Below are 12484 nucleotides of genomic sequence, written 5' to 3' on the forward strand. Positions count from 1 at the left end.
CGTCGGTGGCCGCGGCCCGCCAGGCGCTGCTGCGCAAGCGGGCCGGCGAGGTGGCCCGCCACTGGCCGCTGCTCGCCGCCGGTGTCGGCCCGGCCTGGGCCGCGACCTTCGCCGGCTGGGCGGCGGGACGCCCCAGCAACGGTTCGCTGCGCGACGGCTGGGACCTGGCCCGGCACCTGCGGGACCAGGGCGGCCTGCCGCCGCTCGGTGCCGAGGAGCTGGCCACCCGCGACGCCACCGCCCGCTACGACGGCCGGACAGCGCCCCGGCCGCGCCGGCTGCCCGCCGTGGCCCGGACCGGCGGCGCCGTCGCGGTGCAGGTCGCCGGCCGGGTACGCCTGCTCCGCCCCGCAAGGCGCTGAGGCGAGGTGGCAGCCGGGTCGGAGGTACGGCAGGATCGGGCTCATGGATCTCGGACTCGCCGACCGGGTGTACCTGCTGACCGGCGCCTCCCGCGGCCTCGGCCTCGCCACCGCCCACGCCCTCGTCGCCGACGGGGCCCGGGTGGTGATCTCCGCCCGGGTGCCCGAGCGGGTCGCCGAGGCGGTCGAGGCGCTCGGCGGCCCCGAGCGGGCCATCGGGCTGACCGCCGACCTGACCGACCCGGGCACCCCCGAGCGTCTCATCGCGGCGGCGCGCGAACAGTTCGGCCGGCTCGACGGCGCGCTGATCTCGGTCGGCGGCCCGCCCCGCGGCACCGCCGCCCAGGTCACCGACGAGCAGTGGCGAGAGTCCTTCGAGACCGTCTTCCTGGGCACGGTCCGCGCCGCCCGGACGGTGGCCGCCGCGCTCACCGAAGGCGGCGCGATCGGGCTGGTCCTCTCCACCTCGACCCGGGGGCCGGTGCCCGGCCTGGGCATCTCCAACGGCCTGCGGCCCGGCCTCGCCGGGGTGGCCAAGGACATGGCCGACGAGTACGGCCCCGGTGGCGTACGCGTGGTCAGCCTGCTGCCCGGCCGGATCCTCACCGACCGCAACCGGGAGCTGTTCGCGGCCACCGGGGACGCCGAGCGGGCCCGGGCCGAGGCGGAGGCGTCCATCCCGCTCGGCCGCGTCGGTGACCCCGCCGAGTTCGGCCGGGTGGCCGCCTTCCTGCTCTCCCCCGCCGCCAGCTACCTCACCGGGGTGACCGTGCCGGTCGACGGCGGCGCGCTGCGCGGCCTGTGACGACTCCCCGCCGGTTTCCCCGGCCGACCCGGGAGGAGTTGGCGGCGGCGGTCGACAAGCTGCTGCCGGATGTAATCGCGCCCGGGTTGGACGTGCTCTTCGTGGGCATCAACCCGGGGCTGTGGTCGGCGGCGACCGGCTGGCACTTCGCCCGGCCGGGCAACCGGTTCTGGCCGGCCCTGCACCGCGGCGGCTTCACCCCGCGCCAGATGCACCCGAGCGAGCAGGACGAACTGCCCGCCCTCGGCCTGGGCATCACCAACATGGTCGCCCGGGCCAGCGCCCGCGCCGACGAGCTGTCGGCCGCGGAGCTGGTGGCCGGCGCGGAGGCGCTGACCGGCAAGGTCGAGCGGTACCGGCCACGCTGGGTGGCGGTGGTCGGGGTGACCGCCTACCGGATCGGTTTCGCCCGGCCCAAGGCGGGCTTCGGCCCGCAACCGGAGCGACTCGGGCCGGCCCGACTCTGGGTGCTGCCCAACCCGAGCGGCCTGAACGCCCACTTCACCCCGGAGACGCTCGGCGCCGCCTTCGGCGAACTGCGGGCGGCGGCGAGGCGCTAGCCCAGGTGCCGGTCGGCGCGGTCGCGGGTTGCGGAGAGCGGTCCGTTCGGCCGTCCGGTGACGCAGGGACGTGCCGACTGGCAGGGCCGCGGCCGTGCCGGTGTGCCACCGGGTACGGCCGAGCGGTGGCGACCGACCGGCCGGACCGGGCCACGTGGCCGACCAACTGGTGTGGCCGCCGGCCTGAGCGCGCCCTTGATGCGCCGGCTCGACTGGTACGCCGCCCCGGCCGTGAGTGGGCCGACCGGGCTGCGCGTCGTGGTGAGCTGCCGGACCGCGACGGCGACGGCGGCGGCGCACAGGGCGGCCAGGGCCATGCCGGCGCTGCCGGCGCGGACGTGTTCGCCGAGCAGGATCAGGCCGATCGCGGCGGCGGCCACCGGATTGGCCATGGTGCTCAGCGCCAGTGGCGCGGCGAGTCCGTGGCGGTAGGACAGCTGCGTGAACCACACTCCCGCGACGTTGAGCCCCGCGACGGCCAGGATCGCGGTGATCCCGGCCGGCCGGGTCACGGCAGTGTGACCGGTGCCGGCGATCTGCACGGTGAGAGTCTGGGTGACAGCGGACGCCACACCGAAGGCCGTGCCGCCGGCGGTGGCGGCCCACAGGCCGCTGGCGCCGGGAAGGCGGCTGCGCCCGGCGAGGAGAACCAGGGCCGAGGCGGTCACCAGCAGCAGGCCGACGAGTTGCCGTCCCGTGAGGGCAACCGCCGGCGTCGAGCCGATCAGGGCCATCAGCCCGACAAGACCGACACAGGCCAGCGCCGTCGCCCCGCCTTCAGCCCGGCCGACCCGCCGCCGTGCGACAGTGGCGCCCAGCGGTACGGCGAGCACGAGAGTCAGAACGCCGAGCGCCTGGACCACCGTCAGCGCCCCGTACCGCAGGGCGACGACGTGCAGCAGCGCGCCGAACGCGTTGCTGGCGACGGCGAGCCACCAGCGGGGCATGCGGACCAGTACCCACATCGGCTGTTCGGCGACCCGCTCCTGCACGAGGGCACCGATGGCGTAGGCGCCGGCGGAGACCACGCACAGCGCCACCGCGAACAGGACGGCTCCGGACAGCTCCATGCGGGCAACGCTAGTTATCTGCCGCTGTCCCCGCGTCGGCCTGCTGCCGTAGATCTGCCCGGCCGGCTACGCCGATGGTCGTAGATCCGGGTTGCCGCTGCGCCGCCGGCGCCCCTAGTTGGCAGCGGCCGGGGGCAGCGCCTCCTGGGCCACGTAGGTGCCGAGCGGCACCGTGGTCACCACCGGCTCCTGCTGCTCCGGCTCCACGTACGGCGCGGGCGAGTCGGCGACCGCGAACTGGGTGCGGTAGAGCTCGGCGTAGAGGCCACCTACGGCCACCAGCTCCTCGTGTCGGCCGCGCTCGACGATCCGCCCCTCGTCGAGGACGAGGATTTGGTCGGCGTCCCGGACGGTGGAGAGCCGGTGCGCGATGACCAGCGCCGTTCGCCCGGTCAGCGCCACCGACAGCGCCCGCTGCACCGCCGCCTCGCTTTCCGAGTCGAGGTGCGCGGTGGCCTCGTCCAGGATGACGATCGACGGGGCCTTGAGCAGCAGCCGGGCGATGGCGATGCGCTGCTTCTCACCGCCGGAGAAGCGGTAGCCCCGCTCGCCCACCGTGGTATCCAGCCCGTCGGGCAGCGCCCGGACCAGGTCGGCGACCTGCGCGCCGGCGAGGGCGGCCCAGATCTCGTCGTCGGTGGCGTCCGGCTTGGCGTAGCGCAGGTTCTCCCGGATGGTCTCGTGGAACAGGTGGGAGTCCTGGGTGACCACGCCGATCTCGTCGCGCAGCGAGGCGAGGGTGGCGTCCCGGACGTCGACGCCGCCGACCAGCACCTGCCCGTCGGTCACGTCGTAGATCCGGGAGATCAGCATGGACAGCGTCGACTTGCCGGCGCCGGAGGGACCCACCAGGGCCACCATCTGCCCGGGCTCGACGCTGAACGAGACGCCCTTGAGCACCGGCTCGTTGACCGTACGGTCCAGCGCGGCGACCTCCTCCAGGGAGGCCAGCGACACCTCGGCGGCGCTCGGGTAGCGGAACCGCACGTCGCGGAACTCGACCCGGCCGTTGCCCCTGGGCACCGGCACGGCGTCGGGCCGCTCGGCGATGCCGGGGCGCAGGTCGAGCACCTCGAAGACCCGGTCGAAGGAGACCAGGGCGCTCATCACGTCCACCCGGACGTTGGACAGCGCGGTGAGCGGACCGTACAGGCGGGTGAGCAGCAGCGCGAGCTTGACCACGGTGCCCGCGCTGACCGCGCCGGTGACGGCGAGCCAGCCGCCGAGGCCGTAGGTGAGCGCCTGGGCGAGCGAGGCGACCAGCAACATCGCCACGAAGAAGGTGCGCGAGTACATGGCGGACTGGATGCCGATGTCGCGGACCCGCTCGGCCCGGCCGGCGAACCGCGCCGCCTCCACCTCGGGCGAGCCGAAGAGCTTGACCAGCAGCGCGCCGGCGACGCCGAACCGCTCGGTCATCGTGGCGTTCATCTTGGCGTCGAGGTTGTACGACTCGCGGGTGATCTCGGCCAGCCGCCGGCCGACCCGCCGGGCCGGGATGATGAAGATCGGCAGCAGCACCAGCGCCAGCAGGGTGATCTGCCAGGAGAGGATCAGCATCGCGCCGGCGGTGAGCACCAGCTGGATGACGTTGCTGACCACGCCGGAGAGCGTCGAGGTGAAGGCCCGCTGGGCGCCGAGCACGTCGTTGTTGAGCCGGCTGACCAGCGCGCCGGTCTGGGTCCGGGTGAAGAACTGCAGCGGCATCCGCTGCACGTGGTCGTAGACCCGGGTGCGCAAGTCGAGGATGATGCCCTCGCCGATCCGCGCCGAGTACCAGCGCTGGGCCAGCGAGAAGAGCGCGTCGGCGACGGCCAGCACGGCGATGACCAGGGCGAGCTTGACCACGGTGGCGCCCGCGTCGGGGCCGCCGCCGGCGATCGCGTCGATCACGTCACCGGCGAGCAGCGGGGTGGCCACGCCGATCACCGCGGCGATCACCACGGTGATCAGGAAGACGACGATGTCCCGCCGGTAGGGCTGGGCGAACGCGACGATCCGCTTGGCGGTGCCGCGCTTGAGCTGGTGGGTGTTGACCTCGTCCTGGTTGCGCATCGACCGGAGCATGCTCCAGCCGGCCATGCCACCACCGGCCATGTGGTTGGACACTCGTCACCTCCGGGTCGTCGGGCAGCCCTGGACCGTCGAGTCAATTCTCCCGACGACTACGACAACCTCGCGAGTAACCCGGATCTTCCCGAACGGTCCTTACCTATTCTCCTCGCCCGGCCAGATCGCGCAGCCGCCGGGTCTGCGCCTCGCGCTCGGCCCGCTGTTGCTCGGCGTGGCTCCGCCCGGCCGCCCCGGCGAGCAGCGCCTTGATCTCCACGATCGCGTCCCGGTTGTTGGCCAGCAGGCCGGCGGTCAGGTCCCGCACCGCGGCGTCCAGCTCCGCGGCGGGCACCACCAGGGTCGCCAGCCCGATCCGGTCCGCCTCGGCGGCGTCCATCCGGCGCCCAGTGGCGCAGATCTCCAGGGCGCGGGAGTAGCCGACCAGCTCGACGAGGCGCTTGGTACCGGCGAGGTCGGGGACCAGGCCGAGGGTCACCTCGGCCATGGAGAGCCGGGCGTCCTCGGCGAGCACCCGCAGGTCGCAGGCGAGCGCCAGCTGGAAGCCGGCGCCGATGGCGTGGCCCTGCACCGCGGCCACCGAGATCACGTCGGGGCGGTGCAGCCAGGTGAAACCGCCCTGGTAGCCGGCGATCCGGTCGGCGCACTCCGGCTCGGGCAGGGTGGAGAGCTCGGCGAAGGAACCCGGGCCCGAGGCGCCGGCCACCGACAGGTCGAGGCCGGCGGAGAAGGCCCGCCCCTCGCCGCGTACGACGACGACGCGGACGTCCCCGGGCAGATCCCGGGAGAAGTCGCTCATCGCGCGCCACATCGCCGGGGTCTGGGCATTGAGCACGTCGGGCCGGCACAACGTGACCGTCGCGACCGGCCCGTCGCAGTCGAAGCGCACCCCGGCCGTCTCGGCGGTCACCGGACCGCCCGGGGCAACGCGCTGATGGACGACGCTGGTGGGCGGGTCACGCCTTCTTGCGGCGCCGGGCGCCGCCACGCTGCCGCAGCTGCACCCCGGACTCGGTGAGCACCCGGTGGATGAACCCGTAGGAGCGGCCGGTCGAGGCCGCGAGCGAACGGATGCTCTCACCGGCGGTGTACCGCTTTACCAGGTCCTTGGCGAGCGTCTGACGCTCGGCTCCGACGATCCGGCGACCCTTCTCAGTGCTGGTGGCTGTGCCAGTGGCTGCCATGCTGTGTCCTCACGTCCCAGACTGTGCGGTTCGGATACGGTCCCACCTATTAGACCGCCTCGAACGATCATGCGCCAGATATCAACTCTTCGCCAACCGACACGCTATGCAATGTCAGCTTCCCGATAGAGTGATCCTCCTGACCGGTCAGTCCACCCCGCCCGCGTGGATCATGGCGGGCCGACCGGGCGGCCGAGCCGTACCCTCACCCGGGTGATCGAACCGCTCACCGCCGCGGCCGCCGCCGCCCTGGTGTTCGCCGCCACCAACATCGACGACATCATCGTGCTCACCGTGCTCTTCGTGGCGGCCCGCCGCGCCGGCCGACCCCGCCCCCGGGACATCGTGGCCGGGCAGTACCTCGGCATCGGCGCGCTGCTGGCCGCCGCCGTGGTGGCCGCCGCCGGGTTGCTGGTCGTACCCGATCCGTGGACCGGCCTGCTCGGGCTGCTCCCGATCGCGCTCGGCGTCCGCGCGCTGCTGGCCCGCCCCGCCGACGACGAGCCGCCGGCCGCGGTCGGCAGCCTGCTCGGGGTCGCCGGGGTGACGATCGCCAACGGCGCCGACAACATCGCGGTGTACGTGCCGGTGTTCCGCTCCCTCGACCCCGCCGCCGGCGTGGTCTGGCTGGTGGTCTTCGCCGGCCTGGTGGCGCTCTGGTGCACGGTCGCCGCCCTGCTCGGCGGCCACCCGCGGGTCGTGGGCCTGGTCGGCCGGGCCGGCCACTGGCTGGTCCCGGCCGTCTTCGTCGCCATCGGCGCGACCATCCTGGTCACCTCCGGCGTCCTCCCCCGCCTGGCCGCCCTGCTCAGCTGACCGGCGGACCCGGCCCCCGATCAGGCGAGTTCGACGAGTTCGAGCAGATCGTCGCTCCAGGCGTCCTCGTCGCCGTCGGGCAGCAGGATCGCCCGGTCGGGCTTGAGCGCGCTGACCGCACCCGGATCGTGGGTGACCAGCACGATGGCGCCCGGGTAGCGCGCGATCGCGTCGAGCACCTGCTCCCGGCTGACCGGGTCGAGGTTGTTCGTCGGCTCGTCCAGCAGCAGCACATTGGCGCCCGAGCAGACCAGGGTGGCCAGGGCCAGCCGGGTCTTCTCGCCACCGGAGAGCACCCCGGCCGGCTTGTCGACGTCCTCCCCGGAGAACAGGAACGCACCGAGGATCTTGCGCAGGTCCGTGTCGGTCTGCTCCGGCGCCGCGCTGCGCATGTGCTCCAGGATCGTCCGGTCCACGTCCAGGGTCTCGTGCTCCTGGGCGTAGTAGCCGAGGCGCAGGCCGTGGCCCGGGCGCACCTCGCCAGTGTCCGGTTCGAGCAGGCCGCCGAGCATCCGCAGCAGGGTGGTCTTGCCGGCGCCGTTGAGGCCGAGGATGGCCACCCGGGAGCCCCGGTCCACCGCCACGTCGACGTCGGTGAAGATCTCCAGCGACCCGTACGACTTGGACAGGCCGCTGGCGGTGAGCGGGGTCTTGCCGCACGGCGCCGGGGTGGGGAAACGCACCTTGGCGACCTTGTCCGCGACCCGGACCTCGTCCAGGCCGGAGAGCAGCTTCTCGGCCCGGCGGGCCATGTTCTGCGCGGCGACGGTCTTGGTGGCCTTGGCCCGCATCTTGTCGGCCTGGGCCATCAGCGCGCCGGCCTTCTTCTCGGCGTTGGCCCGCTCCCGGCGGCGGCGCCGCTCGTCGGTCTCGCGTGCCTCCAGGTACGCCTTCCAGCCCAGGTTGTACACGTCGACCACGGACCGGGTGGCATCCAGGAACCACACCTTGTTGACCACCGCCTCCAGCAACGAGGCGTCGTGGGAAATCACGATCAGGCCACCCTTGTGGTTGGCCAGAAAGCCACGCAACCAGGTGATCGAGTCCGCGTCGAGGTGGTTGGTGGGCTCGTCGAGCAGCAGGATGCCGCCGCCGTTCTCCCCCGCGTCCCGGAACAGGATCCGGGCCAGCTCGATCCGCCGGCGCTGGCCGCCGGAGAGGGTGCCGATGGTCTGCGCCAGGGCGCGGTCCGGCAGGCCGAGGTTCGCGCAGATCCGAGCCGCCTCGGCCTCCGCCGCATACCCGCCGAGCGAGGCGAACTGGTCCTCCAGCGCGCCGTAGCGGCGGACCAGCCGCTCGTCGTCGGCGCCCAAGGCGAGCTTCGCCTCCACCTCCTTCATCTGCGCCATGAGCACGTCCAGCCCACGGGCGGAGAGCACCCGGTCCCGCCCGGTGACCTCCAGGTCGCCGGTACGCGGGTCCTGCGGCAGGTAGCCGATCGCGCTACGCCGGTCGATCTGCCCGGCGTACGGCTGGCCCTCCCCGGCGAGGACCTTCAGGGTGGTGGTCTTGCCGGCGCCGTTGCGGCCGACCAGGCCGATCCGATCGCCCGGCTGCACCCGCAGGGTGGTGTCGGACAGCAGGATCCGGGAACCGGCGCGCAGCTCCAGGCCGGTGGCAGTGATCATTTCGAGGTACTCGCTCTCGGGGTCCGGAAAGGCTGACTCAGGGCACGCGAAAGCGCCGGCGGGTCATCAGTTCCCGTCGGCGCGGGGCGGTTCAGCCTTCGCAGCGCAGCACGCGGCCAAGTGTACCGGGCCTCCCCGGCCGCCCCCTCCGGATTACCTGACAAGATCATCGGGTACCGAATCCTCCGTCCGGACCCGGTCCGGTACCGCAACCACCACACACGGACTAATCGGTGATCGGGGTCAACATGGAGCTGAACGAGAACGCGCGGATCGACACCAGCCAGGTGGAGGATCGGCGAGGGTCCGGCGGAGGCGGCGGGATGGGCATTCCGATCCCGATCGGCGGCGGCCGGGGCGGGATCGTGGGCATCATCATCGCCGTGCTCGTCGCCCTGGTCGGCGGCGGCTTCGGGCTGAACGCGATGGGCGGGGGCGGCGGTTCCGACCAGGGCGACAACACCTCCCTGGAGCAGAAGTGCTCCGCCAACGACAAGTTGCAGCAGCTCGACTGCCGCAACACCCTCTACGTGAACTCGATCCAGGCGTACTGGCGCAAGGCCATGCCGGAGGTCTTCGGCGAGCAGTACCAGCCGTCGAAGACCGTCTTCTTCAGCCAGAACGTGAACACCGGCTGCGGCCAGGCCGACTCGGGCGTCGGGCCGTTCTACTGCCCCGCCGACGACCTGGTCTACATCGACCTCACCTTCTACCGGCTGCTCGCCGACCAACTCGGCGCCGAGGGCGAGTTCGCCCAGCCGTACGTGCTGGCCCATGAGTACGGCCACCACGTGCAGGACCTGCTCGGCACCGAGGCGCAGATGCGCCGCCAGCAGCAGCGCGACCCGAACAGCGCCAACGCGCTCTCGGTGAAGCTGGAGCTGCAGGCCGACTGCTACGCCGGCGCCTGGGCCAAGAACGCCACCGGCACCGCCGACGAGCAGGGCCAGAAGATCTTTAAGAGCATCACGGAGCAGGACATTCAGCAGGCCATCGACACCGCCGACAAGATCGGCGACGACGCCATCCAGAAGCGCTCGGGCCGCCCGGTGAACCCGAACGAGTTCACCCACGGCACCTCCGAGCAGCGCAAGCAGTGGTTCACCAAGGGCTGGTCGACCGGCGACCCGAAAGGCTGCGACACCTTCGGCGGCAGCCTCTGACCCTCCCCCGGGTCGACCTCGGGGCCCCGACGACGTCCGGTCGCCGGGGTCCCGCCGCGTCGGGAACAGCGCCCGGGGATGGCGCCGGGCAGGATGACCGGATGACCGCACCCCGGCTGCGGGTCGCCGCGTACGTGCTCCGGGACACGGCGGACGGCCCCGAACTGCTCGTCTTCGACCACCTCGACTTCCCCGAGGCCGGCACCCAGGTGCCCGCCGGTGGGCGGGAGCCCGGCGAGACGCCGGCCGAGGCCGCGATCCGGGAGGTGGCCGAGGAGACCGGGCTGACCGGCGTCGAGGTGGTCGCCGAGCTGGGTGTGAGCGAGCACCCGCACCTGGTGGCCGGCCAGGCCCGCCGCACCACATACGTCCAGCTCCGGGCGACCGGCGGGCCGGCCGGCGGGTGGACGCACGTCGTGGCCGGGGACGGCGAGGACGGCGGCCTGCGCTTCGGCTGCCGGTTCGTCCCGCTGCCCCTTGCGGTGCCCCTCGCCGACCATCAGGACGAGTTCCTGGGCCGGCTCGACCCGGCCTGACGGCCGGCGCCCCGGGACGGAGCGGGGGCGCGACGACTGGCCGGAGGGGGCCGGCACCTAGCGTTCCGCCTACGAACTTGATGACGCGGACGACTCAGCGCGCCTGGTGCGGCCGCCCGCCGCTGGGGCCTGATCCGCGAGTGGGGCCCGACGACCGGCGGCGAGACGATCAGCAGAGGCTTTCCCCGGGGCGTGAATCGCTGAGGTCATCAAGTTTGTGGCCGCTCGCGGAACGTGGACCGCCCCGACGGCCGGCGGCCGGACGAGGACCACCTGAGCAGGCCAGTGGGTGCGGGCAGCCGCGAACGAACCCTTTCCGGCCGGGTCAGCCTTGCGCCTCGCGGTCGGGGTCGCGGACCAGCACGTGCACCGCGCGGGCAGCGGCGACCGCGGCGACCAGCACCGCGTGCCGCGGCTCGGGTACGTCCAGCAGCCGGTCGGCGCGCCGGCCGGCGAGCGGGGCCAGCCGCCGGTCGGCCAGCACGGTGTCCACCGCCCGCCGGTCACCGCCGCAGACCAGGGCCGTGAGGGTCCCCGCCTCCGGCAGCAGCAGGCGGACCGACAACTCCACCGCGTCGCCCAGGGCCGCCTTCGCCTGGTTGTCCCGGCGCCGGGCGAACCGCTGCTGCGACCAGCCACCGGCGGCGGTGCGGCCCTGCACATACCGGGTGTCCACCTTCGACACGACGAGGTCGTCGCCGTCGGCCACCCCGACCGCCACCGCGCCCTTGCGCGCCAGCAGCAGCCCGAGCCGGCGGGACGCGCCGGCGGCCGCCACGAACCCGGCCAGGTCGGCGGCGGGCGGCACGCCCGGCGGGGTGTGCAGTTCGGCGGTGGCACCGTCCGGGGCGGCGAGCAGGAGCCCGTACCTGTGGCTGGTCGTGGTGGGTGGGCCATGCCGGTCGGCGAAGCCCTCGACCCAGCGGGCGACGCGGCCGGGCCGGAAAACCGCCGGCGTGCAGGTACCGCATCGCCTCCGCCTCGGCGCGCACGTCGCCGCCGGACCGGTAGCGGCGCAGCACCCGGTTGCCGTCCAGCGCGTACACGTCGGCGGTGCGGCCGGAGGCCAGGGGAGCGGCGTCGGTCACTGGTCTCCTCGTTTCCTGGGCCGACGGCCCGCACCGCCCCACCGTAGGCGACCGGCCCGACACCTCGGCGTCCGCGCTCAGTGGAGCGTCGCGCGGACCAGTTCACCCGGCTCGCTGCCGGCCCGGCCCACCGGCGAGCCGTCCGGCGCCCAGATCCCGGACCCGCCGGCCGCCTCCCGGTAGCCACCACCGGTGGCGCCGGCGAAGCTCGCCACCGCCACCCACACCCCGTGCGTGGTGGCGATCCGCCGGGCGCGATCCGCCGGCACCGCGGCGTCCGCGGCCGACTCCAGCACCCCGGCCACATAGGCGTCCGCGCCCCGGGCCACCGTCTCCGCGGCGTGCCGCGCAACCCCGGTGACCTTGCAGATGGCCAGGCCGAGCCGCCAACCGTCCACCTCGAACACCGCCGGCTCCGGGCCCGCCGCGAACCGCTGCGGCTCCGCCCCACCCAGCCACATCTTCCGGTACGCCGGCCGGACGCCCCCGCCGTCCACCGCGAGGATCCCGAGGTACGGCCGGTCCCGCCCGGCCACCGGCGCGCCGACCAACGCCACGGATCCGGTCTCGGCGCACGCCGCCACCAGCGGCGCGAGCCGGACGTCTGCCGGGTCCACCGGCGCCGCGTCCAACTCGTACCCGGTCAACGACAGCTCGGGAAAGACCACCACCCGCACGCCCGCGGCGCGGACCGTCGCGGCGTGGACCCGCGCGTTGCCGGCGACGTCGTGGGAACGGCAGAGCGGCTGGACGACCGCGATCCGCAGTGGCGTACGCACAGCCCCACTCTCCCCCTGTCCGGCTCCGCGGCACAGAGCCGGATGCCCTGCTCCACAGCATCCTCTCAGCGCCGGATCCGGGGTTGTCCGAGGCGCCGCCCGTACCGTTGTCGCGATGATCGGAAACGCGCAGCTCCTGGTCGGCCCCCGGCTCGCTGGTCCGCAGGCCGCGGAGCCGGCCGGCGAGGGACCGGTCGGCTGGGTCACCGGCCTGGTCGAACGCCTCGGCGGTCCCGGCGCCGGCCTGGCCGTGGCCCTGGAGAACCTCTTCCCGCCCATCCCGAGCGAGGTGATCCTGCCGCTGGCCGTACCGCCAGTCAGGGCAGGATGAGCGTCGCTGATTAGCTTAGGGATCCTGGGTCGGTTTGGGTTTCCGGGATCGTTTCCCACCTGGGTGGGGTCGCGTGGGCGTGGAGGTGGAAT

Annotated in this window: 12 protein-coding genes and 2 pseudogenes; 7 read left to right on the forward strand and 7 right to left on the reverse strand. The window is 73.8% G+C overall.

Annotated features, from left to right (window positions below; all coding sequences use genetic code 11):
• From ACWEVO_RS14910 to mug, 3 genes are all read left to right on the forward strand, one after another.
• A partial coding sequence (locus ACWEVO_RS14910) for a hypothetical protein (protein ID WP_452308085.1) occupies positions 1–362 on the forward strand: 362 nt, incomplete at its 5' end.
• A 43-nt stretch (positions 363–405) separates the two neighbouring features.
• Positions 406–1167 (forward strand): SDR family oxidoreductase, encoded by a 762-nt coding sequence (locus ACWEVO_RS14915; protein WP_452308086.1) that lies wholly within the window; start codon positions 406–408, stop codon positions 1165–1167.
• Positions 1164–1727 carry a G/U mismatch-specific DNA glycosylase gene (gene mug, locus ACWEVO_RS14920; RefSeq protein WP_452308087.1) on the forward strand — a complete coding sequence of 188 codons (564 nt, stop codon included), beginning with the start codon at positions 1164–1166 and terminating at the stop codon, positions 1725–1727. The genes ACWEVO_RS14915 and mug overlap by 4 nt, the downstream gene beginning before the upstream one ends.
• Here the strand turns inward: mug and ACWEVO_RS14925 are convergent.
• From ACWEVO_RS14925 to ACWEVO_RS14940, 4 genes are all read right to left on the reverse strand, one after another.
• Positions 1724–2797 (reverse strand): hypothetical protein, encoded by a 1074-nt coding sequence (locus ACWEVO_RS14925; RefSeq protein WP_452308088.1) that lies wholly within the window; start codon positions 2795–2797, stop codon positions 1724–1726. The genes mug and ACWEVO_RS14925 overlap by 4 nt on opposite strands.
• A gap of 114 nt (positions 2798–2911) precedes the next feature.
• Positions 2912–4894 (reverse strand): ABC transporter ATP-binding protein, encoded by a 1983-nt coding sequence (locus ACWEVO_RS14930; protein WP_452308094.1) that lies wholly within the window; start codon positions 4892–4894, stop codon positions 2912–2914.
• A gap of 115 nt (positions 4895–5009) precedes the next feature.
• The gene (locus tag ACWEVO_RS14935; protein WP_452308089.1) at positions 5010–5777 is read right to left on the reverse strand and encodes an enoyl-CoA hydratase/isomerase family protein; all 768 of its coding nucleotides are present in this window, start codon (positions 5775–5777) and stop codon (positions 5010–5012) included.
• 46 nt (positions 5778–5823) lie between these two features.
• Entirely contained in the window at positions 5824–6051 is a 228-nt protein-coding gene (locus ACWEVO_RS14940) for a helix-turn-helix domain-containing protein (protein WP_302763103.1), read from the reverse strand.
• 213 nt (positions 6052–6264) lie between these two features.
• Here ACWEVO_RS14940 and ACWEVO_RS14945 point away from each other — a divergent pair, with 213 nt between their 5' ends.
• A complete protein-coding gene (locus ACWEVO_RS14945) occupies positions 6265–6867 on the forward strand; it encodes a cadmium resistance transporter (RefSeq protein ID WP_452308090.1) in 603 nt (200 codons plus the stop codon).
• 20 nt (positions 6868–6887) lie between these two features.
• Here the strand turns inward: ACWEVO_RS14945 and ACWEVO_RS14950 are convergent, their stop codons facing one another.
• Positions 6888–8495 carry an ABC-F family ATP-binding cassette domain-containing protein gene (locus tag ACWEVO_RS14950; protein ID WP_452308091.1) on the reverse strand — a complete coding sequence of 536 codons (1608 nt, stop codon included), beginning with the start codon at positions 8493–8495 and terminating at the stop codon, positions 6888–6890.
• 248 nt (positions 8496–8743) lie between these two features.
• Between ACWEVO_RS14950 and ypfJ the strand changes: the two genes are divergently transcribed.
• Together ypfJ and ACWEVO_RS14960 are read left to right on the forward strand one after the other, a co-directional pair.
• The gene (ypfJ, locus tag ACWEVO_RS14955; RefSeq protein WP_452308095.1) at positions 8744–9658 is read left to right on the forward strand and encodes a KPN_02809 family neutral zinc metallopeptidase; all 915 of its coding nucleotides are present in this window, start codon (positions 8744–8746) and stop codon (positions 9656–9658) included.
• A 101-nt stretch (positions 9659–9759) separates the two neighbouring features.
• Entirely contained in the window at positions 9760–10194 is a 435-nt protein-coding gene (locus ACWEVO_RS14960; protein ID WP_452308092.1) for an NUDIX hydrolase, read from the forward strand.
• Between the two features lie 325 nt (positions 10195–10519).
• Here ACWEVO_RS14960 and ACWEVO_RS14965 read toward each other — a convergent pair.
• Both ACWEVO_RS14965 and ACWEVO_RS14970 read right to left on the reverse strand, forming a co-directional pair.
• Positions 10520–11134 (reverse strand): annotated as a pseudogene (locus ACWEVO_RS14965) (acVLRF1 family peptidyl-tRNA hydrolase); the annotation flags it as partial.
• A gap of 225 nt (positions 11135–11359) precedes the next feature.
• Positions 11360–12061 carry a carbon-nitrogen hydrolase family protein gene (locus ACWEVO_RS14970; protein ID WP_452308093.1) on the reverse strand — a complete coding sequence of 234 codons (702 nt, stop codon included), beginning with the start codon at positions 12059–12061 and terminating at the stop codon, positions 11360–11362.
• Between the two features lie 115 nt (positions 12062–12176).
• Between ACWEVO_RS14970 and ACWEVO_RS14975 the strand changes: the two are divergent.
• Positions 12177–12397: pseudogene (locus ACWEVO_RS14975) on the forward strand (DedA family protein); the annotation flags it as partial.
• Positions 12398–12484 lie beyond the last annotated feature (87 nt).

Source organism: Micromonospora sp. NPDC003776, assembly GCF_053605645.1.

Excerpts from the sequence above, each read along its gene's own strand:
- ACWEVO_RS14915 (WP_452308086.1), top strand. The coding sequence starts at position 406 with ATGGATCTCGGACTCGCCGACCGGGTGTACCTGCTGACCGGCGCCTCC.
- ACWEVO_RS14925 (WP_452308088.1), bottom strand. The coding sequence starts at position 2,797 with ATGGAGCTGTCCGGAGCCGTCCTGTTCGCGGTGGCGCTGTGCGTGGTC.
- ACWEVO_RS14930 (WP_452308094.1), bottom strand. The coding sequence starts at position 4,894 with ATGGCCGGTGGTGGCATGGCCGGCTGGAGCATGCTCCGGTCGATGCGC.
- ACWEVO_RS14940 (WP_302763103.1), bottom strand. The coding sequence starts at position 6,051 with ATGGCAGCCACTGGCACAGCCACCAGCACTGAGAAGGGTCGCCGGATC.
- ACWEVO_RS14950 (WP_452308091.1), bottom strand. The coding sequence starts at position 8,495 with ATGATCACTGCCACCGGCCTGGAGCTGCGCGCCGGTTCCCGGATCCTG.
- ypfJ (WP_452308095.1), top strand. The coding sequence starts at position 8,744 with ATGGAGCTGAACGAGAACGCGCGGATCGACACCAGCCAGGTGGAGGAT.
- ACWEVO_RS14960 (WP_452308092.1), top strand. The coding sequence starts at position 9,760 with ATGACCGCACCCCGGCTGCGGGTCGCCGCGTACGTGCTCCGGGACACG.